Here is a 22,557-nt window from a genome sequence, read left to right as displayed (position 1 = left end):
GGCCCGCGAGGCCGCAGCCGCCCCCGCCACGGAGCCCCTCGCCACCACCGCCACCTTCCGCCCCCGGCGGGCAACGGTCGCCGTCCCGTCCCCCGGACGGGTCAGCGCGCGGGCGGGGGGCGGGGTGCGCCCACAGGATGGGGGCATGCCGAGAAACGTCCTCCGGGCCACCACCGCCGCCGCCCTCGCCGCCACGCTGCTCACGACCGGCGCCTGTTCCGACGGAGACGGCAGCAACGGCCGGAGAACCGGGTCCGGCGCCGCCGAGCCGGTAAAGCCCCTCTCCTGGGGCGAGTGCAACGCCCCCACGGCCGCCCAGGGCAGCGGGCCGGCACCAGGCCGGGACTGGCAGTGCGCCACGCTCGACGTACCGCTCGACTACGCCGAGCCGGAGGGCGAGACCATCCCCATCGCCCTGATCCGCGCGAAGGCCCGCCGCCAGGCCGACCGGCTCGGCTCCCTGGTGTTCAACTTCGGCGGGCCCGGCGGGTCCGGGATCGCCACGCTGCCGGGCGCCGCCAAGGAGTACGAGGCCCTGCGCGCCCGGTACGACCTGGTGAGCTTCGACCCGCGCGGGGTCGGCGGCAGCGCTCCCGTCCGCTGCGAGGACGACAGGCAGCTGGACGCCTACTACGCGCAGGACTCCTCCCCCGACACCCCGCAGGAGGAGAAGGCCTACGTCGAAGGCATCCGCACCTACCAGGAGGCCTGCCGGGCCAAGTCCGGCAAGGTGCTCCCGTACGTGGGCACCGAGAACGCCGCCCGCGACCTGGACCGGATCCGCCAGGCCCTCGGCGATCAGAAACTGAACTACTTCGGGATCTCCTACGGCACCGAACTCGGCGGGGTCTACGCCCACCTCTTCCCGAAGAACGTCGGCCGGGCCGTCTTCGACGCCGTCGTGGACCCCACCAAGGACGCCGAACAGGGCGCGCTCGGCCAGGCGAAGGGCTTCCAGCTGGCCCTCGGCAACTTCGCCCAGGACTGTGTGGACCGCGGCGACCAGTGCCGGATCCAGGGCAGCACCGCCAAGGAGATCGAGGCGAACGTCATCAAGCTGCAGAAGGACCTGGGCGCCAGGCCGATCCCCGGCATCGGCGGCCGGCGGCTCACCGAGTCCCAGGCGACCAACGGCATCGCCCAGGCCCTGTACTCCAAGGAGTTGTGGCCGCTGCTGGAACAGGGGCTGGACGAGGCCGAAGGCGGCCAGGGGCAGTTGCTGATGGCCCTGTCCGACGCGCTCAACGGCCGTGACCAGAACGGCCGTTACAGCAACATCGGCGCGGCCAACACCGCCATCAACTGCGCCGACTCCAAGGAGCGCTACACCCTGGAGGAGACCAAGGCCCGGCTGCCGCGGTTCCGTTCGGCCTCGCCCGTCTTCGGCGACTTCCTCGGCTGGGCCCTGCTGAGCTGCACCGACTGGCCGGTGCCCGGCGCCTGGCGGACCCCGGATGTCTCCGCCCCCGGTTCCGCGCCGATCCTGGTGATCGGCAACACCGGTGACCCGGCGACCCCCTACGAGGGCGCGCGCAAGATGGCCGAGCGGCTCGGCAAGGGGGTGGGGGTGGAGCTGACGTACAAGGGCGAGGGGCACGGCGCGTACAACAGCGGCGACAAGTGCGTCCAGGGCGCGGTGAACGCGTACCTGCTGGACGGGAAGGTGCCGGGCGCGGGCACCGTCTGCGCGGCGGCATGAGGAAGGGGCCGTACCCGCCGGGCGGGTACGGCCCCTTTCCGGGACACTACCGGGAAGACCGGTGGACCGGTGGACCGGTGGACCGGTGCTAGTAGACCGGCTTCTCGGGCTCGATCTGGTGGACCCAGCCGATGACGCCGCCGCCGACGTGCACCGCGTCGGAGAAGCCCGCGGACTTCAGCACCGCGAGGACTTCCGCACTGCGGACACCCGTCTTGCAGTGCAAGACGATCCGCTTGTCCTGCGGCAGGTCCTGGAGGGCGGTGCCCATCAGGAACTCGCCCTTGGGGATCAGCTTCGCGCCGGGGATGGAGACGATCTCGTACTCGTTCTTCTCACGGACGTCGATGATCTCGATCTTCTCGTCCGCGTCGATCCACTCCTTGAGCTGCTTGGGAGTGATCGTGGAGCCCGCGGCGGCCTCCTGGGCCTCCTCCGACACGACGCCGCAGAAGGCCTCGTAGTCGATGAGCTCGGTGACGGTCGGGTTCGGACCGCAGACCGCGCAGTCGGGGTCCTTGCGGACCTTGACCTGGCGGTACTGCATCTCCAGGGCGTCGTAGATCATCAGGCGGCCGACGAGCGGCTCGCCGACGCCGGTGAGGACCTTGATGGCCTCGGTGACCTGGATCGAGCCGATGGACGCGCAGAGCACGCCCAGTACGCCGCCCTCGGCGCAGCTCGGGACCATGCCCGGCGGCGGGGGCTCCGGGTACAGGCAGCGGTAGCAGGGGCCGTGCTCGGACCAGAAGACGGAGGCCTGGCCGTCGAAGCGGTAGATCGAACCCCATACGTACGGCTTGTTCAGCAGCACGCAGGCGTCGTTGACCAGGTAGCGCGTGGCGAAGTTGTCCGTGCCGTCGACGATGAGGTCGTACTGGCTGAAGATCTCCATCACGTTGTCGGCTTCGAGCCGCTCTTCGTGCAGGACCACGTTCACGTACGGGTTGATGCCCAGCACGCTGTCGCGGGCGGACTCGGCCTTGGAACGGCCGATGTCCGCCTGGCTGTGGATGATCTGGCGCTGCAGGTTCGACTCGTCGACCTCGTCGAACTCCACGATGCCCAGCGTGCCCACACCGGCCGCGGCCAGGTACATCAGGGCGGGCGAGCCGAGACCGCCGGCACCCACGGCGAGCACCTTGGCGTTCTTCAGGCGCTTCTGCCCGTCCATCCCGACGTCGGGGATGATCAGGTGACGCGAGTACCGACGGACCTCGTCAACGGTGAGCTCAGCGGCTGGCTCAACCAGGGGTGGCAGCGACACGGGGACTCCAGGGTCATCCCCGCGGACGCGGGGAGCATTTAAGGGTTGTTCTATCCCGTAACAGTGCCACGCCCGTCTTCATTCCAAGACACCCGTCCCGATCCGCGAGACGATTTCGTCCCAGTACGCGGGCATGGAGGCCCAGGGGTCTCGGTCGGCCGCGCCGCGCCGGTCGGTGAACCAGACGGTGCCCGCTCCCTGCCAGCGGGCGATCCGCATGGCCTCCTCCAGGTGCATGCGCGGCACCCCGTGGACGAGGTGGCAGAACCGCTCCGGCGGATGGTCGGCGGTCCACTCCGCCACCTGCGACCAGCGGTAGTCGGCCCAGGCCCCGGAGTAGGTGACCAGCTGGTCGGCGGCCTCCACGTAGCCCTCGTAGGGGTGCGTTCCGTGCCCCAGCACGATCCGCACGTCCTCTCCGAGCCCCCTCAGCGCGTCGGTCACCCGGCGGACGGCGGACAGCTCCGCCCGGTCGGCGGGGGTGCCGGCCAGGTAGAAGCCGCTGACGCCGTACCAGTCGCGGAACCGGTGCGCGTCGGAGAGCAGCTCCCCGAAGGAGCGGGAGCCGTTCCGTACGGCGAGGTGCCCGAGGACGGTTCCGCCCGCGGCCCGCAGCTTCGCGGCCGCCTCCGTGCAGTGCGGGTCGGGCCGGCCGCCGGGGCCGGCCGCGACGTTGAGCACCGCCCAGTGCAGGGGGGTCCCGGGGCGGGTCAGCTCGGCCCACTCCACCGGGGCGACCAGCGGGTGCGCGTAGCCGGGGATGCCCAGGCCGAGCCGGCCGGCCTCGGTCGCTGCCGTCGCCGTGGACCCGGGCGGGGTGGTCAGATGCGGCACGCCGCCTCCATCCAGATGTCCGCGAGGGACTCCTCCAGGTTGATCCGGGGCCGCCAGCCGAGCCGGTCGCGGGCGGTGCGGACGTCGGCCTGCTGCCAGGCGCCGCAGCCGTCGGGGTAGGGGTACGCCTGGGGGGCCGCGGCGAGCTGCTCGGGCGTGGCCTCGGAGCGGGGGGAGCCGATGGCGGACAGGCCCGGGGGGCGGCCGCCGTGCCCGTGCCGGCCGTCGCCGTGCGGTACGTCCAGCTCGTGCAGGGCGCCGCCGTAGCCGGCGACCCGGGCGAGGACGGCCGCCGCGTCGCGCAGCCGCACCGCGCGGCCGGTGCCGATGTTCACGACGCCCTGGGCGGCGGACAGGGACGCGGCGTGCACCGCCCGCGCGACGTCCCGTACGTCGACGAAGTCGCGCTGCACCCCGAGGCCGCTCAGCTTGAGCTCGCCGTCCCCGGACTGCATGGCCCGCCGCATCGCCTCGGCGAGCCGGCCAAGCGGGGAGCCGGCCGGGGTGCCCGGTCCGACGGGCGAGAAGACCCGCAGGACGACGGCGTCCAGTCCCGAGCCCAGGACGAGCTCGGTGGCGGCGAGTTTGCTGACGCCGTACGGCCCGCCGGGTCTCGGGACCGCGTCCTCGGCCGTGGAGGACCCGGGCTGGCTGGGCCCGTACTCGGCGGCGCAGCCGAGCTGGACGAGGCGGGCCCCGCAGCCGCTGCGGCGCAGGGACTCGCAGATGGTGGCGACGGCGACGGTGTTGTGCCGGGTCAGTTCCCGGGCGCCGCCGCGGGTGGCGCCCGCGCAGTTGATGACGACGCCCGGGTGGACGGCGTCCAGGAACCGGGTGAGCGCGCCGGGGCTGCCGGTGGCGAGGTCGAAGCGGACGTCGGCGTCGTCGCCGCGGCCGAGCGCGGTGAGCTGTACGGCGGGGTCGGCGAGCAGCCGGTCCGCGACGTAGCGCCCGAGGTATCCGTTGGCTCCGATCAGCAGCACCCTCATCGCGCAACCCCTTGGTCGATTGGCTGGCCGGTCATCCTGTTTCTCCTTGGTGTCGCTGGGGTCGGTGACGCGCGTGTGCGGAGGCACGGGACAGCGCGAGGAAGGCGTGTACGAGGAGTCCCGCCGCGGCGGCGGCGACCGCCGCCGGGGCCGGGACCAGGGCGAGCGCCAGGGCCGCGGCCACCGGGGGGCGGCGGGCGCCGTGCCGGAGCAGCAGCCGGGCCAGGAACAGCAGCACCGCGAGCGGTACGGCCGTCCCCGGGGCGGCCCCGGTGAGCGCGGCCGCCCCCATGGCGGCCGCGGCGAACAGCAGGAGGGTCCCGGCGAGCAGCGGCCGCGCCCCGGCGGCGAAGTCCTCCAGGGCCCGGCTCCCGGCGAGCCGGCGGCGCGCCCGGGCGGCGTAGAGGACCGCGGCGAGGTGTCCGGGGGCGACGGCCAGCGCGAGGGCCGCGCCGAGGGCGGGGCCGTGCCGGTGGACGGCCCAGCCGACGGCGGCCGCCGCCAGCAGGTGGACGGCGCGGGGGAAGCGGCCCCGGGCGCTGCGCCCGGGCCACACCAGCGCGGCGGCGGTGACGAGCGCCGCGAGGGGTCCGGCCCCCGGGGTCCCGGTGGCGGCCGCGCCGAGGGCGAGGGCACCGGGCAGCAGGGCGTACCCGAAGCCGCGTACGGCCCGGGCGGTGGCCGGGGGCTGCGCGGGCGCGGGGCCGGGGGCCTCGCCGCGCGGGGTCCGCGCGTACAGCTCCTCGGCGAGGGTGAAGACGTCCCGGTGCCGGAACCGTGCGGCGGTGCGGTCGGTGAGGCCGTGCGCCTCCAGTCCGGCGGCGATCTCCAGCGGGTCGACGGCCCGCTCACAGAGCTCCCGGTGCCGGTGCAGCAGTGCCTTGACGGGGTCCCCGCCGGGCCTGCGGCGGGCCTTCTCCGGCCCGGCGGCCGCATCCCCGGCGGCCCCCGCCCCGGTGGCGGCCGCGACCGGCCCGGCCCCGTGCGGACCGGCCCCGTGCGGACCGGCCACGCCGGCGGGAGCCGGGGCGGGGTCCGCGGGCAGGGCCCCGGGCGGCGGGGGCGCCGCGCCCGCGAGGTCCGAGGTCGTCATGCCATCGCCTCCGAAGCCAGTCCCGTCTCGGCCGGGCGGGCGACCCACGGCCCCGGCACGCGCGCCTCCGCCGGACAGTCGAACGGCACCTCGCCCTCGGGCCGCGCCGAGCCGGTGGCCAGCAGCCGCAGGTAGCTCTCGCGGAAGGCCTCCACGTTCTGCTCGACGGTGAAGAGTTCCAACGCCCTCGCCCGCGCCGCGGCGCCCAGCCGCTGGGCCCGCTCGGGGTCCTCCAGCAGTGCGAGGCAGGCCTCGGCCAGGGCGCGGGGGTTGCGCGGGGGGACGACGAGCCCAGTGCCGCCGATGACCTCGCGGACGGCTCCGACGTCGGTGGAGACGGTGGCCCGGCCGCAGAACATGGCCTCGGCGAGGGTGATGGGGAAGCCCTCGATCACCGAGGACAGCAGCACAATCCGCCCGGCCCCGTACGCGTCGGCGGGCGTGGGCGCCTCGGGGCCGCCGATCTCCTCGAAGGTGACCGGGCTCTCCCCCACCGTGCGCGCGTCGGCGGCCTCGTCGGGGAAGAGCTGCGCGGCCAGCGAGCGGCAGTCGGCCAGGTATCCGGGGGCGGCCGCCGAGGCGAAGATCCGCAGCCGGGTGTGGGGTGCGGCCCGGCGGACCTCCGCGAAGGCGTGCAGCAGGGCGATCAGGTCCTTGGCCGGCTCGACCCGCCCGACCCACACCAGGGTGTCCGGGTCCCCGCGGCCGGGGTCCTCGCCGACGGTGGCGAATCGGTCCGCCTCCATGCCCGGGTAGACCGTCCGCAGCCGCTCCCGGGACGCCCCGCAGCGCTCCTGCCAGCGGCGGGCGTGCGCGTTGCCGGGGGTGAGCAGGTCGGCGCGGGCGTAGATCTCCCCGGCGAGGCGGATGTGGAGGGCGGCCAGCAGGGCCCGTACGGCGGGGCGGGTCTCCTCGCGCCGTTCCAGATAGTGGGCGCGGAGCTGGACGCCGTACTCGGTGACCAGCAGCGGGACTCCGAAGAAGCGTTTGGCCAGCAGTCCGGGAACGGCCGCCACCCCGCCGGCGGCGGCGTGGCACACGTCGACCCGGCCGAGGCCCTCGTCCTCGTACCAGTCGAGGGACAACGGGCGCAGCGCGCGCTCCAGTTCGTCGACGAACTGGAGCAGGTCGGGGACCGCCGCCGTCCGCACGGCGCGGCTCGCGCCCCGGGCGCGGCTGCCGGCCTCCACCACCCGCACGGCGGTCTCGGAGCGCAGGGCCGCGTACATCCCGCCCTGTTCACCGGCGAGTTCGGCGAGACCGTACAGTCCGGCGGCGAAGGCCTCGGGCCCGTCCTCGCAGATCCCCCGGACCAGCTCCGCGAGGCCCTCCGCGAAGCGCCGCCGCTCGCGGCGGGAGTACGTCCGCCCGTCGTCGGCGGGGGCCCACAGCGGGGCGGTGCGCACACGGGTGACGTGCGGCGGGAGCGTGACCCGGCCGCGTTCCTCCTGGCCGGCGGTGCGGCTCAGCGCGTAGAGCTCGAACTCGTGCTGCGGCAGTCCGCGCACGAGCCGGTCGCACCAGAGCCTGGCCTCTCCCGCCGCGTACGGATAACCACCTTCCGTGACCAGTCCGATCCGCACGAGTGGCACCCCCGATCTCCCGTTCCAGGCGGTCGCCGTCGGTCCGGCGACCCGCCGCGGGAAACTCAAGCGGATGCGCCGGTGGCGCGGCGGACGGTTGTCCGTCGCGCCACCGGAAGGGGTGAAGAGTCGTAACTTTCCCGTACGGTTCGCGTTCGAGGACGCTAGGAAGGGCGTAACGCGAAGGCCACCCGGCGTTCGGTACCGCGGACCCGGTCCGGGGCCGCGGACCGGGTCCGGGGCCGCGGACCCGGTCAGTTGCCGGGGTACACCCAGGGGTTGGCCTTGCAGGGGATGTTGTCGATGGTCAGGGACTTCGTCTGCTGCTGCATGATCGGCGCGAGCGCGCCCGGGGTCTGACAGCTGACGTGTCCGTGGCCGAGCCGGTGTCCGACCTCGTGGTTGATGAGCATCTGCCGGTAGGCGAGCATCTGGTCGGGGCCGTAGGTCTGCGAACCCTGGCCCCACCGGAAGGCGTTGATCATCACGCGCTCGGTGGCGGCGGAGTCGCAGGAGACGTTGTCGACGGTGGTGTCCAGACCGGATTTCGCGCACCAGACGCCGGTGGTCCCCGGGCTGGCCAGGGTGATCACGAACTCGGCCTCGCCGCCCGGCACCCGCTCGAAGGTCATCGCACCGTCGTGGGCCCAGCTGCGCGGGTCGTTGAGGGTGCGCTGCACGGCGTCGGCGAACAGCTGCGCGTCCATGCCGAGGCCCTGTTCCACGTCGACCCGGTAGCGCACCCGCTTCCCCTTGCCCGGGGCCTTGTCGACGCCGGGCACGGTGTCGAAGGTCCCCGGGCCGGCGAGCTTGGCGTCGATGGGCAGCTGCCGCGCCATCCGCTCCTCGTACGTGGGCGGCTGCGCGGCCGGGGCGGGCGGGACGGACGGGGTGGGGCGGCCGTCGGAGCGGGAGGCCGGCGAGCGGTCGCTCTGGGTGCGCGGGAGCGCGTCGTCCCCGGCGGCGCGGGTGGCGGCGGCGTCGGAGTCGCCCTCGGTGGCCACCTGTCCGGCTACGACGACGGCGAGCACGGTGGTGACGGCCGCCGCGGCCATTCCGGTGTACGTACGGATCTTCGCGCCACGGCCGCTCGCGGGGGCGGCGGGCGCTGCGGGCGTGCGGGGCCCGGGCACCCGGCGGTGGGAGCCGGTCGAGCCGAGGGGGTCGCGCGGGGCGGATCCCGGCGCGGGCCGGGCCGCCGCCGGAGCGGGCGCGGGCGCGGCGGTGGCGGCCCGGGGGGCGCCGAACCGGTCGCCGTGGACGGCACCCGTCCCGGGGGCCCGGCCGGCGCCGCCGCCTTCGCGCTGCTCGGGGTGACCGCCGGGGCGCGCACCGCGGGGTGCGGGGCGGGCGTGGGGCGCGTACCCCTGGTGGACCACGGTGGGCTCGGCGTCCCCGTGCGCTCCGCCGGCAGCGCCGGTGTGGGGCGCGGGCTCGTACGGGTCGTGGGGGTACCGCGGGTGCGCGTGGGCCTCGTGGGGCGCCGGCTCGTACGGACCGTGCGGGTAGTGCGCGGGGGCCTCGTGGGGCGCGGGCTCGTGCGCGTACTGCCGGTGCGCGTTGGCCTCGTGGGGTGCCGGCTCGTACGGATCGTGCGCGTACTGCCGGTGCGCGGGGGCCTCGGGTTCGTACGGCTCGGGGGTGTACAGCCCGTCCGGGTGGGGGCCGACGGCGTGGGGGCCGGCCGCGTATCCCTGCGGCTCGTACGCCGCCGTCGGCTGCCCGGGCTCCGCGGGCGGACGGACCGGGGCGGAGGCCTTGCGACTATGTCGTCCCACGTCCTCAGCCCTTGCCGTCTTCGGTACTTCGGTCGGATACCCGCTCGGCGGTGTCACGCAGCAGGTCCCGGAAGGCCGCCGCGACCACCTCGGGGTACTCCATCATCGCCACGTGCCCGGCCTCGGGCAGGCACAGCAGCCGCGAGCCGCGGAAGGACGCGGCGGCCCTGCGCGCCATACGGTACGAGACCAGTTGGTCTCGCCCACCGTAGACGAGCAGGGTCGGCGCGAGCACGCGCTGCGCCTGGCGCCAAAGTCCGTGTTGCCCGCCGAGGGTGTACGCGTCGACGATCCCCCGCGAGGAGCGGGTCATCACGTCCCAGAAGTAGGGCAGCGCCATGCGCCGCTCCATCTCCTCGACGGCGGCGCGGAAGCCCTCCGCCGTCACCCGTGAGGGGTCTCCGTAACAGAGGGCCGTCACTCCCCGGGTGCGCTGTTCGGCCGTCATGCCGTACGTGAGCCGGCCGAAGAGCGCGGCGACGCCCGGGAGGGCGAGCAGGGCGGTGGGCACGGCCGCCCTCTGCACGCGCAGCTCCGGCAGCGCGGGCGAGACGAGCGTCAGGGTGCGCACCAGGTCGGGGCGGACGGCCGCGACGCGGGTGGAGACCGCCCCGCCGAGGGAGTTGCCGAAGAGGTGCACCGGCCCGCGCCCGGCGGCGTCGAGGTGGCGGATGACGGCGCGGGCGAGCGCGGTCACCGAGTAGTCCCGGTCGGCGGGCGGCGGGGACCAGCCGAATCCGGGCAGGTCCACGGCCTCGCCGTCGACGCTTCCGGCCAGCTGCTCCATGAGGGCCGACCAGTTCTGGGAGGAACCGCCGAGCCCGTGGACGAAGAGCGCCGGCGGCAGGCCCGCCCGCTGCGGCGGCCGGAAACGTACGTTCATTTCCAGGCCCGGCAGCGCGACGGTGCGCAGCTGCTCCCCGTCGGCCACCCGGACGGCACCCGCCTGGGAGGCCGGTCCGGTGGTGGACCGTACGCCCGGCGGCTCGGTCGAAGACATGGGCCAATGTTACGAGACGATCACGCCCGGCCCCTTGCGTTCGCTTGTGTTCGCGGTCACAGGACCGTCTGGCGGCGGACTGCCGATCCTCCTAGTCTCGTAGTGGGATGACGAGCGAAGGCGAGGGGAGCGGAATGACTGTGGACCCTGCGGAGCCGGACACCTTCCGGGAAGAGTTGCGGGACGACCTCGGTACCGAGGCGCCGGAAGCCGACGCCGCCGAGCAGCACACCGAGATCCAGCCGCAGGAGGACGATCCGCTCGTCGGCCTGGATCCGGACGAGGCGCCGGTGGCGGACGCCGCCGAGCAGGCCCGGGTGGTCCCGCTGGACGAGGAGGACTACCGCTGACCCCGTCCTCCGACGGGCGCTGACCAGCGTGTCAGGCGTGTGTCCGAGCGGTCCGTACCGCGAGAAAACTCGGCTTGAACCCACCAGATCCGGTTACCGAAAAGTACGATGGCGGCGCGGCGCAGAGCGCACTGTGTTCTTAGAGAAAGTGGGAGGCGGCGTGACAGCCATCGAGCAGACCGAGGCAGCGCGTCCGCGGGGCACGCGACTGCCGCGCCGGGCCCGGCGCAACCAGCTGCTGGGCGCGGCCCAGGAGGTTTTCGTCGCGCAGGGCTACCACGCGGCCGCGATGGATGACATCGCCGAGCGCGCCGGCGTCAGCAAGCCGGTGCTCTACCAGCACTTCCCCGGCAAGCTCGACCTGTACCTGGCCCTGCTGGACCAGCACTGCGAGAGCCTGCTGCAGGCCGTGCGCGGGGCGCTGGCGTCGACCAGTGACAACAAGCTGCGCGTGGCGGCGACGATGGACGCCTACTTCGCGTACGTCGAGGACGAGGGGGGCGCCTTCCGGCTGGTGTTCGAGTCGGACCTGACGAACGAGCCGGCGGTGCGCGAGCGCGTCGACCGGGTCTCGCTCCAGTGCGCGGAGGCCATCTCGGACGTCATCGCCGAGGACACGGGCCTGTCGAAGGACGAGTCGATGCTGCTGGCGGTGGGCCTGGGCGGGGTCTCGCAGGTCGTCGCCCGGTACTGGCTCTCCAGTGAGAGCCCGGTCGCCCGTGACACGGCGGTGGGCCTGCTGACCTCGCTGGCGTGGCGCGGTATCGCCGGTTTCCCGCTGCACGGCACGGAGGCCTGACCGGCGGTTGTTCGCTGCCAGCGTGTCCGCCGCGAGCCGATCGTGTCCCCTCTCCGGGCTAATGTGGACCGGGTACGGCGCGGCTGATCGCGCGAACCGGACCGTCGGAGGGACAAAGCCGTGGAGGTCAAGATCGGCGTGCAGCACGCACCCCGGGAGATCGTGCTGGAGAGCGACCTGAGCGCCGAGGAGCTGGAGGCCATCGTGGCCGCCGCGCTGTCCGGTACGGCGCCGCTGCTGAGCCTGACCGACGTCAAGGGCCGCAAGGTCCTCGTGCCGTCCGACCGCCTGTCGTACGTCGACCTGGGCGAGCCGAGCGTGCGCAAGGTCGGTTTCGGGGCGCTCTGACGCTCTTCGAGGCACCGAGGACGAAGGAAACGGCCCGGCGGATGGTTCCGCCGGGCCGTTTCCCTTTCTTCCGCTTCGGGTAGGGAGCGCAGTGACCCGTTTGCCCCGACGCATGGGAGTGACCAGATGCTGCTGATGGAGGCGCTCGGCTCAGGTCTGCTGGGCCTCGCACTGTCCGGCGCCGCCTCGCGGGTCCTCGCGCAGCGACTGCCCTCCACGAGAACGGTCCTGGTCAGCGGGGTGGCCGGCGCCCTTTTCGGGGCGTATCTGACGCACATGTCGCTGGGCCCGGGGCACAACACCCTGTTCGCGACCCTGCTGGGGGGCGTCGGCGTGTCCGCCGTCGTGCTCTCCCTGCTGCTGCGTCCCGCCGCCGGCTCCCGGCGGTCCCCCCGGCGCGCTCCGTTTTCGCTCTCGTCGGGGGGCTGAGCAGAGCTCGCGTCCGGGTGGAGCGGGGTGCGTGCCGGGAGGGTTCCCGGGACCGTCAGGCCGCGAGGCCCAGGGCCGCCATGCGCTTGGTGTGCGCCTTGGTGATCCGGGTGAACATCTCGCCGACGGCCGCCAGGTCGAAGCCGGCCGCCATCCCGTCGACGCCGCCGACCAGCATGGTGGACAGCGCGTCGCGCTCGGCGACCACGCGCTGCGCCTGCGAGAGGGCCTCGCCCATCAGCCGGCGGGCCCACAGCGCGAGCCGCCCGCCGCAGCGCGGGTCGGCCTCGATGGCGGCGCGGACCTTCTCGACGGCGAAGCCGCCGTGGCCGGTGTCGTCGAGGACGCCGACGACCAGGGCGCGGGTGTCGGAGTCGAGGTGGTTGGCGACCTCGCGGTAGAAGTCACTGGCGATCGAGTCGCCGACGTACGCCTTGACCAGGCCCTCCAGCCAGTCGGAGGGGGCGGTCTGGCGGTGGAAGTCGTCCACGCCCTTGGCGAAGGGCTCCATCGCGGCGGTCGGCTCGGCGTCGATGGCCGCGAGGCGGTCGCGCAGCCGCTCGAAGTGGTGGAATTCGGCGGAGGCCATCTTCGCCAGCTCGGCCTTGTCGCCGAGGGTGGGGGCGAGCTTCGCGTCCTCCGCGAGGCGCTCGAAGGCCGCGAGCTCCCCGTACGCCAGCGCGCCCAGCAGGTCCACGACGGCGGCCCGGTACTGGGGGGAGGCGGAGGCCGTCGCCCAGTCCTGGTTGGCGATTCCCTGGGCCCCCGGGGTGTTGTCGTCGGCGGGAGATGCGTTTTCTACGGTCGACATGCTCCGCACAATAGCCCGCCTAAAGGGCGCACAAGTCACCACGGCCGCGCACTGCCGCTCCGTGTAAACACGCCTACGTGGTGAATTCACCCGACACACCTGCGCGATTCCGGGGTACAGTGGTAATGCGCCTGCCGGATACTCGGCGGGCCATCCGAATGAGGATGCCCGGTCGGTGGCCCGATCGGCTCCACCCGACCGCCCTCAGCGTGGTGGTGCGCCCATGCGTACCGGCCCGCACGAGGGGCCCCCTCAGCGGCAGAAGCGCTTGAGCGAAGGCCAGTGGTCCCGCGCAGCTTTGTACGGCTCGCCCGAACGTGGGCGCAGTACTGCAGGCCCGGCACGGTAAGACCCCCTCGCCGCCTCGCGCCGCGTCTCACAGAAGAGGCAGCACCCTGACTACTTTCCGTGACCTCGGGATCTTCCCCGAGACGGCCGAGGCCCTCGAAGCCGTCGGCATCGTGTCCCCCTTCCCCATCCAGGAGATGACCCTCCCCGTCGCCCTCTCCGGCTCGGACGTCATCGGCCAGGCGAAGACCGGAACCGGCAAGACGCTCGGTTTCGGCCTTCCGCTGCTGGAGCGGGTCGTCGTCCCCGCGGACGTCGAGGTCGGCCGGGCCAGGCCCGACCAGCTGACCGACGCTCCCCAGGCCCTCGTGGTGGTTCCCACCCGCGAGCTCTGCACCCAGGTCACCAACGACCTGCTCACCGCGGGCAAGGTCCGCAACGTCCGCGTCCTCGCCATATACGGCGGCCGCGCGTACGAGCCCCAGGTCGAGGCGCTCAAGAAGGGCGTCGACGTGATCGTCGGCACCCCGGGCCGCCTGCTGGACCTGGCGGGCCAGAAGAAGCTCGACCTCTCGCACGTCAAGGCGCTCGTCCTGGACGAGGCCGACGAGATGCTCGACCTGGGCTTCCTGCCCGACGTCGAGAAGATCATGAACCTGCTGCCCGCGAAGCGCCAGACGATGCTGTTCTCGGCGACCATGCCGGGCGCCGTCATCGGCCTGGCCCGCCGGTACATGTCGCAGCCGACGCACATCCGCGCCACCTCGCCCGAGGGCGAGGGCGTGACCGTCGCCAACATCACGCAGCACGTCTTCCGTGCGCACAACATGGACAAGCCGGAGCTCGTCTCCCGCATCCTCCAGGCCGAGGGCCGTGGCCTGGCCATGATCTTCTGCCGTACCAAGCGCACGGCGGCCGACATCGCCGAGCAGCTGGAGAAGCGCGGCTTCGCCTCGGGCGCCGTCCACGGCGACCTGGGCCAGGGCGCCCGCGAGCAGGCGCTGCGCGCGTTCCGCAACGGCAAGGTCGACGTGCTGGTGTGCACCGACGTCGCCGCGCGCGGCATCGACGTCGAGGGCGTGACGCACGTCATCAACTACCAGACGCCGGAAGACGAGAAGACCTTCCTGCACCGCGTGGGCCGCACCGGCCGCGCGGGCAACAAGGGCATCGCCGTCACCCTGGTCGACTGGGACGACATCCCGCGCTGGCAGCTGATCAACAAGGCGCTGGAGCTGGACTTCAACGACCCGGTCGAGACGTACTCCACGTCCCCGCACCTGTACGAGCAGCTGAACATCCCGGCCGGCACCAAGGGCATCCTGCCGCGTGCCGAGCGCACGCGGGCCGGCCTGAAGGCCGAGGACCTCGAGGACCTGGGCGAGACCGGCGGGCGTGGTGGCCGTGGCGGCCGCGGCGCTGCCGCCGCCGCCGTGGTGACCGAGGAGCGGCCGCCGCGTACCCGGACGCCGCGTCAGCGCCGCCGGACCCGTGGCGGTGCCGAGCTGGACGCGGAGGCGGGCGTCGAGTCCGCCGCCGTGGCCGAGGCCCCGGCCGCCGAGGCTCCCGCCGCCGACGAGCCGCGCCGGCCGCGCCGCCGCCGGACCCGGGTGAGCGCTTCGGCCGTCGCCGCGGTGGCCGAGGCCGCCGTCGCCGAGGCTCCGGTCGCGGTCGCCGCTCCGGCGGCGGTCGTGGCCGAGACCCCGGCCGTGGTGGAGGCCCCCGTGGCCGAGGCCCCGGCCGTCGTCGAGGAGGCCCCGGTCAAGCCGAAGCGGACGCGGACCCGCAAGGCCGCCGCCGCCGTGGAGGCTCCCGTCGTGGAGGTCCCCGTCGTGGAGGCTCCCGTGGCCGAGGCCCCGGCCGTGGCCGAGGAGGCCCCGGTCAAGCCGAAGCGGACGCGGACCCGCAAGGCCGCCGCCGCCGAGGCCCCCGCCGTGGAGGACCCGGCCGCCGAGGCGGCCCCGGTCAAGCCGCGCCGGGTGCCGACGCGCAAGGCCGCGCCGACCCCGATCCCCGACGTGGTCAAGGGCGCCGTCGCCGACGCCCCCGCGCCGCGCCGGACCCGGACCCGGAAGGCGGCCGTGGCCGCGGCTCCGGAGCCGGACTTCCAGATGGCCCCGCCGGTCGAGCCGGTCAGGACGACCCGCCGGTTCCGCTGACCCGGCCGGGCAAGACGCCCGTACGACGGCCCCGGTCCCCTTCGAGGGGGCCGGGGCCGTCGCCGTACCCGGGCCGCCCTACGGGCCGGTAACCTCGGGCCATGAGCAAGCCGCCGCGCCTCACCCTGCCCCCGGTCGCCCGCGCGTACCGCCTGCACACCGCCCGTGGCGAGTTCGCCGTCCACGAGGCGGGTGAGCCCGTACGCGGAACGGCCCTGCTGGTCCCCGGGTTCACGGGCAGCAAGGAGGACTTCATCGCCCTGCTGGAGCCGCTCGCCGCCGCCGGATACCGGGTGGTCGCCGTGGACGGGCGCGGCCAGTACGAGAGCCCCGGCCCGCGCGACGAGGCCGCGTACGAGCTCCCGGAGCTGGCGCTCGACGTGCTGGCGCAGGCCCGCGCCCTGGGCGCGGGCCCGGGAGGAGAGCCGCTGCACCTGGTCGGCCACTCCCTGGGCGGGCTCGTCGCGCGCGCCGCGGTGCTCCGCGACGCCGCGCCCTTCGCCTCCCTCACCCTGCTGAGCAGCGGGCCCGCCGCCATCGCGGAGGAGCAGCAGGCCCGTACGAAGCTGCTGGTCATGGCGCTGGAGGAGCTGAGGGAGGACATGGGGGCCGTATGGGCGGCGATGCGCGCCCAGGATCCGCCGGACGCCGAGCCCGACTCCGCCGAGCTGGCGGCGTTCCTGCGCGAGCGGTGGCTGCGCACGGTCCCCGAGCAGCTGATCACCACGGGGCGGGTGCTGATCTCGGAGCCCGACCGGGTCGCGGAGCTGGCGGCGGTGCCGCTGCCCAAGCTGGTCCTGTCCGGGGTGGTCGACTACGCCTGGCCGGTGCCGTTGATGGACGACATGGCCGTCCGTCTGGCTGCTTCCCGTGTGGTGGTTGAGGGCGCGGAGCACTCCCCCAACGCGGAGAACCCGCAGGTCACGGCGGGTGCTCTAGGGGACTTCTGGCGATCTTCCAGCGCCCGGTAGTTAGGTAGGGAAAAAATTTCCTTAGCGTAGGGAATGTTTCTCGCGCGGCACCTGTTGACCCCTGTGCAAGGAGAACACCGACGAAGGGAGAAGCCGTGCGCTTCGAAATTCTGCGCCTGGACGACGTCGACGGAACCGCCGTGGACAGCACCGTCGTGGACGCGGCCTCCGTCAACCGGATCGTGCAGCAGGCGGCCTCCATCGGCCAGCGCATCCTGATCCGACCGGCCGAGAGTGCGTCCTCCTGATGCTTTCGAAACGCCCCCGCACCGATCCGGTGCGGGGGCGTTTCGCATGCGTGGGGGCGGTCAGGCGGCGCGGATCACCTGGAGCACGCCGTTGATGATCTGCTGGACGGCGATGGCCGACAGCATCATGCCGGCGAGCCGGGTGACGAGGACGACGCCGCCGTCCTTGATGACGCGGATGATCACCAGCGAGTAGCGCATGGTCAGCCACAGCACGACGTGCATGGCGGCGATCGCCACCCAGACGGAGACCTGGCCGCTCACGCCGTCGGCCTTCTGCACGGCCAGGATGACGGAGACGATCGCACCAGGACCGGCCAGCAGCGGCATGCCCAGCGGGACGAGCGCGACGTTGACGTCCTTGGTCTGCTTGGGCTCGTCCGTCTTGCCGGTGAGCAGGTCGAGCGCGATCAGCAGGAGCAGCAGACCACCGGCGATCATCAGCGCCGGGACGGAGACGTGCAGGTAGTCCAGGATCTGCTGGCCGCAGATGCCGAAGACGGCGATGACTCCGAAGGCCACGCAGACGGCCTGCCAGGCCATGCGGCGCTGGACCTTCGCGGGACGGCCGGAGGTCAGGGCCAGGAAGATCGGCGTGATCCCCGGGGGGTCCATAATCACAAAAAGCGTGAGAAAAAGGGATCCGAAGACGGCGAAATCAAACACAGTGATGCCTTGCAGTGAGGGGTGTTACCGAAAAGCGGGAGGGGGAGGTGTGGGCGCGGCGCTTACGCGCGGGCGTCTCCACCGGCACCGGGCACGGGGAAGGCCCCCGCCGCGCGGCGCGTGATCTCGCCGTAGATCTCGGGGTCGGTGGTGTACTCCCCGAGACGACAGGTCTTGCGGCTGCCGTGGTAGTCGCTGGAGCCGGTCGTCAGCAGACCGAGGTCCCCGGCCAGTCCGCGCAGCCGGGCGCGGGTGGCGGTGTCGTGGTCCATGTGGTCCACCTCGATGCCGTCCAGGCCCGCGGCCGCGAGGGCGGCTATCGCGGACTCGGGCACGCACTCGCCGCGCTTGACGGCGGCGGGGTGCGCGAAGACGGTGACCCCGCCGGCCGCCTTGACCAGGCGGATGGCGTCAAAGGGGTCGAGCTCGTGCTTCTCGGCGTACGCGCGGCCGCCGTCGGCGAGCCAGTCGGCGGTGAACGCGTCGGACACGGTGGGGACGACGCCCAGCTCGACCATGGCGGTGGCGATGTGGGGCCGGCCCACGGAGCCGTCGCCGGCGATCCGGGCCACCTGCTCCCAGGTGACGTCCACCCCGAGCGCCTGGAGCTTGCCCACCATGGACTGGGCGCGGGGGGTGCGGTCGTCCCGTACGAGTTCCCGCTCGCGAGCGAGCTCGGGCTCCTCGGGGTCGAAGAGGTACGCCAGCATGTGCATCCCGACGCCGTCGAGGCGGCAGGACAGCTCGGCGCCGGTGACCAGCGTCAGCCCGGCCGGCAGCGCGGCGATGGCCTCGGCGTATCCCCCGACGGTGTCGTGGTCGGTCAGCGCGACCACGTCCAGCCCGGCAGCGGCGGCGTTGCGCACCAGCTCGGCGGGGGTGTCGGTGCCGTCGGAGGCCGTGGAGTGGGCGTGCAGGTCGATGCGCACAGCCGGACTCCAGGGTTCACGCGGACGGGGGACACTCCAGGGTACCGCTCGCGCGGCCCGAGCCGGCCCCACGGGGCGGGGGGGGTGGGGTGGGGGCGGTGTCCCGGCCCGCCCTCACGGTCCCAGGATGCGGGGGCTCAGGGCGCCGCACGGGAGGAGCTCGACCTCCGAGCCCGCGTCACGGAGGTCCGTCAGTACCAGCTCGTCGTACATCAGGAGGCCCGTCTGCTCCGGCCAGACGATGGCCCACAGCCACAGCCCGCGCGCCTCCCCCGCGAAGACGGCGCGGTCGTCGGGGGCGCCGTTGAGGTGCCACAGCGGTGTCGGCCGGCCGGCGGCGATGACCTTGGCGTGCGGCGGGGAGGAGACGTCGATGTACGGCCCCGGGTCGGGGGCGTCGATGCCGGCGAAGCGGGAGCCGAGGCCGACGCCCAGCTCCTCCGCGATCAGGACGAGCTCCCCGAGGCCGCCCAGCGGTCCCGGGCCGGTGCAGGCCACGGCGGTGGCGCGGCCACCGCTGCGGTCGTCACCGGCGCTCGCGACGCCGGTGAACAGCCAGCCGACCGGCAGCGGCCACGGCATCCACACGGGCACGTTCGCCCGGTTGACGACCACCTCCAGCCCCTCGACGCTGGGCGGGATCACAGGCTGTAGCGGGTGGACGGCGCCGTGCACCGCGCACTGCCACGAGTCGGAGAAGAGGCCGGGCGCACGGACCCGGCCACCGCACTTCGGGCAACTCGGTTCGCCCCTCATAAGAAGCACGCTCCTCCCCGCCCGGGGCCTCGTCAAGACGCGGTCACCCGTCCGGGCTCAGTCCAGTGCGACGGCCGTACGCAGAGGGTCCCGCAGATCCGTGCCGCGCGCGAGCCAGCGCTCCTGGAGCGCGGCGGCTCCGTGCACCCGCTTCCAGGCGGCCTCGTTCGCCGTCATGGGGAGGAGGGGGAGGAAGCGGACGGGGTCTATGGGCGCGTCGAGTTCCAGGTCCTCGACCAGTCCGCCGGGCTCGGCGACGAGGACGGAGCTGAACGGCGCCCCGTCCCACAGCGGTTCGCCGATGTCGAGGGAGGCGCCGGGGGCCACGACCAGCCCCTCGACCATCGGGGAGGCCGCCAGCACCGCCAGCGGCCGCAGCAGTTTGTCGGTGGGCGCGAGGCCCGCGCGTACGGTCAGTACCAGTTCGGCGCGCGGGCCGCGCTCCGGGTCGGCGACGACGGCGGTGGGGTCGGACATCGGGTGGGCGGACATGCCGAGGGTCGCGTACCGGACGAAGTCGCCCTCGGTGAAGCGGAGGACCTCGATGCGGTCGGTGCCAAGGAAGGTGACGGAGGCGCGGGCGTCGGGTTCGCCGAGCGTGCTGCGCAGCCGGGCTTCGACGAGGGCCAGAATTTCTGCCATGCAGCGAGCATAGAACTCGTATCCGGCGGGTAAAGGGCGGGTCTTGACCATCCGTCGGCTGATAGTGTTGACAGCTGGTCGGGGCCGCACTCAGAAGAGTTGTTTCAGGGCTCCGGCGACAGGACGTCCCCCACGGGGGACCGGCCGGAGGAGGTGGGGCTGCGATGGACCGAAGTCGATCGTGCAGTACCAATCGCTCTTCGGCGTCCGTCAAGGGCGGCTCCAGCCACCTTTGATCTTCTGATCAGCAGAAGAGCGACGGCAGAACTTTGTCCTCCCGTCCTGTTTCCCTCCGTCGGCCCCGGGCTGCCCGCCCCCGGTCCGCAGAGGGCCTCCCACCCGTACGGTCCAGCGGCCGTGCGCGAGAAGGAGCCTGCCATGTCGATGCTGCCCTACCTCCGTGCCGCCGTCCGTCCGGCACTGCGCAAGCCCACCCCCGTACAGCCCGGTTACGACACCACCCGCGACCCCTCCGCCAGCAGCGCGGTGGTCGACTGCGCCGTCTACCGCGACGGCCGGCGAGCGCAGGGGGACTGCCTGACGCCCCGTGAGGCCCTGCGCCGGGTGCGCGAGGACGGGGGCTTCGCCTGGATCGGTCTGCACGAGCCCACCCACGACGAGTTCGCCGGGATCGCCGCCACCTTCGGCCTGCACCCGCTGGCCGTGGAGGACGCGGTGCACGCCCACCAGCGGCCGAAGCTGGAGCGCTACGACGAGACCCTCTTCACCGTCTTCAAGACGATCCACTACGTGGAGCACGCCGAACTCACCGCCACCAGCGAGGTGGTGGAGACGGGTGAGGTGATGTGCTTCACCGGCCCCGACTTCGTCATCACCGTCCGGCACGGCGGGCAGGGTTCCCTGCGGAGCCTGCGCCACCGCCTCCAGGACGACCCGGAGCTGCTCTCGCGGGGCCCCTCGGCCGTGCTGCACTCGATCGCCGACCACGTGGTCGACGGGTACATCGCGGTCGCGGCGGCCGTGCAGGACGACATCGACGAGGTGGAGAGCGCGGTCTTCGCCGCTCCCGCCAAAGGGGTCGCCCGGGGCGGCGACGCGGGCCGCATCTACCAGCTCAAGCGCGAGGTGCTGGAGTTCAAGCGGGCGGTCTCGCCGCTGCTGCGCCCGATGGAGCTGCTCAGCGAGCGGCCCATGCGGCTGGTGGACCCCGACATCCAGAAGTACTTCCGGGACGTGGCCGACCACCTCGCGCGGGTGCACGAGCAGGTCATCGGTTTCGACGAGCTGCTGAACTCCATCCTCCAGGCGAACCTGGCCCAGGCCTCGGTCGCGCAGAACGAGGACATGCGCAAGATCACCTCCTGGGCGGCGATCATCGCCGTGCCGACGATGATCTGCGGCGTGTACGGGATGAACTTCGAGCACATGCCGGAGCTGCACTGGCGCTACGGCTATCCCCTGGTGATGGCCGCCATCGTGGGCAGTTGCTTCGCCATCCACCGGACCCTGCGCCGCAACGGCTGGCTGTAGGACTCCGGGTGCCGCCGGTCTCACCGGCCGGGTGGCCACCGCCTACCCTGTGCGCATGACTCTCAGCGCGCTCGACCTGGCCCTCGTCGAGGAGGCCTCCAAGAAGTCCGGCCTGATCTGGGTCCGCGGCACCGGTGCCGACCGGGCCCTGTGGCACGCCTGGGTGGACGGCGCCGCGCACGTGCTCGGCGACGGGCCCGGCGAGCAGCCGTTCCCCGGGCTCACCGACGGCGCCTCGGCCGAGGTGACCGTACGCAGCAAGGACAAGGGCGGCCGGCTCGTGGCCTGGACCGCGGCCGTACGGGAGCTCGTACCCGGCAGCGAGTCCTGGGAGGCCGCCGTCGCCGAACTCAAGGGGAAGCGGCTGAACGCGCCCGACTCGGAGGAGATGACGCGGCGCTGGGCGCGCGAGTGCCGGCTGCTGCGCCTGGAGCCGGTGGCGGTGGCCGACCGGCTGCCAGCCGGCTCGCTGGCCGCCCGGCCGCTGGGCTCCCCGGCCGTCACCCGCGGGCCGGTGCCCGCGGGCCTGCCGAAGCTGCTGCTGAAGCGGAAGAGGGCCGCCCGCTAGCGGGTGGGGTCGGAGCCCTGGCCCGACTTCGAGGGGGCCGGGGAGGCGGTGGGGGCGGTGCCCTTGCCGTCCTTGGTGGTGGGCAGCTGGCTGCCGTAGTCCACGGTCTGGTCCTGGGCGGGCGCCTCCAGCGGGAAGGGCTTGCCCCACTCGGAGAGCTCCACCCGGCCGGCGCCGCCCGCGCGCTCCATCAGCAGCGGGTACGGGGTCCCCTCCAGGGACACCGACAGCTTGCCGCCCTTGCCGGCGTCCGCCGAGACGGGGACCGCGCGGGTGTGCCCGACCGTGGTGTAGGCGCCCTTGCTGAGCTTGCCCTGGAGGCCCAGCAGCCCGTCCAGCAGGACGTGCATGTCGGTGAAGCCGCGGAACTGCTTGTACGAGGGGTCCCCTTCGGGCACCTTCACGTACTTGTCGCCGAGCTTGCCCGCCGAGTCGGACTTCCCCCAGAAGGCCGCGCTGGCCTTCAGGTACAGCTGCTCGCCGACCCGCAGCAGCTGGAAGGTGTCCTCGGCCGACTTCACCTCGCCGGAGCCGCCGTCCGCCTTCAGCCGCATGTCGAGGGTGAAGGTCTTGCCGCCGGTGACGAGGGTGCCCGAGAGGTGGACCGAGTTCGCGGCGGTCGCGGCGGCCTTCGCCTGGCCCTCGATCTTTTCGGGGGCGAGCTTGCCGACCCCGTTCGTCCCCTTGTCCGGGTCCGGCTTCTCCGCGCAGCCCGTCCCGGCGACGGTGAGGCCCGCGCACAGGGCACCGATGAAGGCGGCCCGGCGCAACCGTACGGCGGAGGTGTAGGCGGTCACGGGCGGGTGCCTCTCGTCGGGGGTCTGCGGGCAGCAGGCAGCGTACCCGCCCCGGGGCGCGG

Annotated in this window: 23 protein-coding genes; 10 read left to right on the top strand and 13 right to left on the bottom strand. The window is 73.6% G+C overall.

Features of this window, described 5'->3' with window-relative positions; genetic code table 11:
• Positions 1-145 precede the first annotated feature (145 nt).
• Complete coding sequence (locus ACZ51S_RS13480; RefSeq protein WP_468478465.1) at positions 146-1,699, top strand: alpha/beta hydrolase; 1,554 nt, start codon at positions 146-148, stop codon at positions 1,697-1,699.
• An 88-nt stretch (positions 1,700-1,787) separates the two neighbouring features.
• On the opposite strand, the gene moeZ is transcribed toward ACZ51S_RS13480, so the two are convergent.
• The 7 genes from moeZ to ACZ51S_RS13445 all read right to left on the bottom strand — a co-directional run bounded on the left by moeZ (position 1,788) and on the right by ACZ51S_RS13445 (position 10,243).
• Positions 1,788-2,966 carry an adenylyltransferase/sulfurtransferase MoeZ gene (gene moeZ, locus ACZ51S_RS13475; RefSeq protein WP_388933935.1) on the bottom strand — a complete coding sequence of 393 codons (1,179 nt, stop codon included), beginning with the start codon at positions 2,964-2,966 and terminating at the stop codon, positions 1,788-1,790.
• A gap of 78 nt (positions 2,967-3,044) precedes the next feature.
• Positions 3,045-3,800: a spherulation-specific family 4 protein gene (locus tag ACZ51S_RS13470; protein WP_468960783.1), complete on the bottom strand. Its 756-nt coding sequence runs from the start codon at positions 3,798-3,800 to the stop codon at positions 3,045-3,047.
• Positions 3,788-4,789: an NAD-dependent epimerase/dehydratase gene (locus ACZ51S_RS13465; protein WP_388933939.1), complete on the bottom strand. Its 1,002-nt coding sequence runs from the start codon at positions 4,787-4,789 to the stop codon at positions 3,788-3,790. Before ACZ51S_RS13465 ends, ACZ51S_RS13470 begins: the two co-directional genes overlap by 13 nt.
• A 31-nt stretch (positions 4,790-4,820) precedes the next feature.
• Entirely contained in the window at positions 4,821-5,882 is a 1,062-nt protein-coding gene (locus tag ACZ51S_RS13460; RefSeq protein ID WP_468960781.1) for a hypothetical protein, read from the bottom strand.
• Positions 5,879-7,465 carry a DUF3492 domain-containing protein gene (locus ACZ51S_RS13455; protein WP_468960778.1) on the bottom strand — a complete coding sequence of 529 codons (1,587 nt, stop codon included), beginning with the start codon at positions 7,463-7,465 and terminating at the stop codon, positions 5,879-5,881. Before ACZ51S_RS13455 ends, ACZ51S_RS13460 begins: the two co-directional genes overlap by 4 nt.
• Before the next feature lie 254 nt (positions 7,466-7,719).
• Complete coding sequence (locus ACZ51S_RS13450; protein ID WP_468960776.1) at positions 7,720-9,243, bottom strand: DUF3152 domain-containing protein; 1,524 nt, start codon at positions 9,241-9,243, stop codon at positions 7,720-7,722.
• 4 nt (positions 9,244-9,247) lie between these two features.
• Entirely contained in the window at positions 9,248-10,243 is a 996-nt protein-coding gene (locus ACZ51S_RS13445) for an alpha/beta fold hydrolase (RefSeq protein ID WP_468478344.1), read from the bottom strand.
• 134 nt (positions 10,244-10,377) lie between these two features.
• Here ACZ51S_RS13445 and ACZ51S_RS13440 point away from each other — a divergent pair, with 134 nt between their 5' ends.
• From ACZ51S_RS13440 to ACZ51S_RS13425, 4 genes are all read left to right on the top strand, one after another.
• Positions 10,378-10,593: a hypothetical protein gene (locus ACZ51S_RS13440; RefSeq protein WP_388933954.1), complete on the top strand. Its 216-nt coding sequence runs from the start codon at positions 10,378-10,380 to the stop codon at positions 10,591-10,593.
• A gap of 160 nt (positions 10,594-10,753) precedes the next feature.
• Positions 10,754-11,392, top strand: coding sequence for a TetR/AcrR family transcriptional regulator (locus tag ACZ51S_RS13435; protein ID WP_467894006.1), 639 nt, complete (start codon positions 10,754-10,756; stop codon positions 11,390-11,392).
• Between the two features lie 120 nt (positions 11,393-11,512).
• A complete protein-coding gene (locus ACZ51S_RS13430) occupies positions 11,513-11,740 on the top strand; it encodes a DUF3107 domain-containing protein (protein ID WP_362467386.1) in 228 nt (75 codons plus the stop codon).
• A 126-nt stretch (positions 11,741-11,866) separates the two neighbouring features.
• Positions 11,867-12,169 (top strand): hypothetical protein, encoded by a 303-nt coding sequence (locus ACZ51S_RS13425; RefSeq protein ID WP_468478345.1) that lies wholly within the window; start codon positions 11,867-11,869, stop codon positions 12,167-12,169.
• A gap of 55 nt (positions 12,170-12,224) precedes the next feature.
• On the opposite strand, the gene ACZ51S_RS13420 is transcribed toward ACZ51S_RS13425, so the two are convergent.
• Positions 12,225-12,980 carry a ferritin-like fold-containing protein gene (locus ACZ51S_RS13420; protein WP_468478346.1) on the bottom strand — a complete coding sequence of 252 codons (756 nt, stop codon included), beginning with the start codon at positions 12,978-12,980 and terminating at the stop codon, positions 12,225-12,227.
• Positions 12,981-13,441: 461 nt separating this feature from the next.
• On the opposite strand from ACZ51S_RS13420, the gene ACZ51S_RS13415 reads away from it, so the two are divergent.
• The 3 genes from ACZ51S_RS13415 (at position 13,442) to ACZ51S_RS13405 (ending at position 16,646) form a co-directional block, all read left to right on the top strand.
• Positions 13,442-15,427: a DEAD/DEAH box helicase gene (locus ACZ51S_RS13415; RefSeq protein WP_468960773.1), complete on the top strand. Its 1,986-nt coding sequence runs from the start codon at positions 13,442-13,444 to the stop codon at positions 15,425-15,427.
• A 101-nt stretch (positions 15,428-15,528) separates the two neighbouring features.
• On the top strand, positions 15,529-16,398 hold the full coding sequence (locus ACZ51S_RS13410) for an alpha/beta fold hydrolase (protein ID WP_468478347.1): 870 nt from the start codon (positions 15,529-15,531) through the stop codon (positions 16,396-16,398).
• Positions 16,399-16,493: 95 nt separating this feature from the next.
• The gene (locus ACZ51S_RS13405) at positions 16,494-16,646 is read left to right on the top strand and encodes a hypothetical protein (RefSeq protein ID WP_183067205.1); all 153 of its coding nucleotides are present in this window, start codon (positions 16,494-16,496) and stop codon (positions 16,644-16,646) included.
• A gap of 60 nt (positions 16,647-16,706) precedes the next feature.
• Here the strand turns inward: ACZ51S_RS13405 and ACZ51S_RS13400 are convergent, their stop codons facing one another.
• From ACZ51S_RS13400 to ACZ51S_RS13385, 4 genes are all read right to left on the bottom strand, one after another.
• Positions 16,707-17,312 (bottom strand): MarC family protein, encoded by a 606-nt coding sequence (locus ACZ51S_RS13400; RefSeq protein WP_388933972.1) that lies wholly within the window; start codon positions 17,310-17,312, stop codon positions 16,707-16,709.
• A gap of 62 nt (positions 17,313-17,374) precedes the next feature.
• On the bottom strand, positions 17,375-18,241 hold the full coding sequence (locus tag ACZ51S_RS13395) for a PHP domain-containing protein (RefSeq protein WP_468696286.1): 867 nt from the start codon (positions 18,239-18,241) through the stop codon (positions 17,375-17,377).
• 114 nt (positions 18,242-18,355) lie between these two features.
• Positions 18,356-18,997, bottom strand: a complete 642-nt coding sequence (locus ACZ51S_RS13390; protein WP_468478349.1) for a DUF6758 family protein — start codon at positions 18,995-18,997, stop codon at positions 18,356-18,358.
• Positions 18,998-19,054: 57 nt separating this feature from the next.
• Positions 19,055-19,639 (bottom strand): suppressor of fused domain protein, encoded by a 585-nt coding sequence (locus ACZ51S_RS13385; protein WP_468960771.1) that lies wholly within the window; start codon positions 19,637-19,639, stop codon positions 19,055-19,057.
• Between the two features lie 378 nt (positions 19,640-20,017).
• On the opposite strand from ACZ51S_RS13385, the gene ACZ51S_RS13380 reads away from it, so the two are divergent.
• Both ACZ51S_RS13380 and ACZ51S_RS13375 read left to right on the top strand, forming a co-directional pair.
• A complete protein-coding gene (locus tag ACZ51S_RS13380) occupies positions 20,018-21,130 on the top strand; it encodes a magnesium and cobalt transport protein CorA (protein ID WP_468169458.1) in 1,113 nt (370 codons plus the stop codon).
• A 55-nt stretch (positions 21,131-21,185) separates the two neighbouring features.
• Positions 21,186-21,698, top strand: coding sequence for a hypothetical protein (locus tag ACZ51S_RS13375; RefSeq protein WP_388933991.1), 513 nt, complete (start codon positions 21,186-21,188; stop codon positions 21,696-21,698).
• Here ACZ51S_RS13375 and ACZ51S_RS13370 read toward each other — a convergent pair.
• Positions 21,695-22,495 carry a hypothetical protein gene (locus ACZ51S_RS13370; protein WP_388933993.1) on the bottom strand — a complete coding sequence of 267 codons (801 nt, stop codon included), beginning with the start codon at positions 22,493-22,495 and terminating at the stop codon, positions 21,695-21,697. The two genes, ACZ51S_RS13375 and ACZ51S_RS13370, sit on opposite strands and share 4 nt — an antisense overlap.
• Positions 22,496-22,557: the final 62 nt, after the last annotated feature.

The sequence above is a fragment of the Streptomyces sp. NPDC034043 genome, assembly GCF_055575675.1.
The sequence above is the reverse complement of the archived record's forward strand: the minus strand, read 5'-3'. Positions and strand labels throughout refer to the sequence as shown.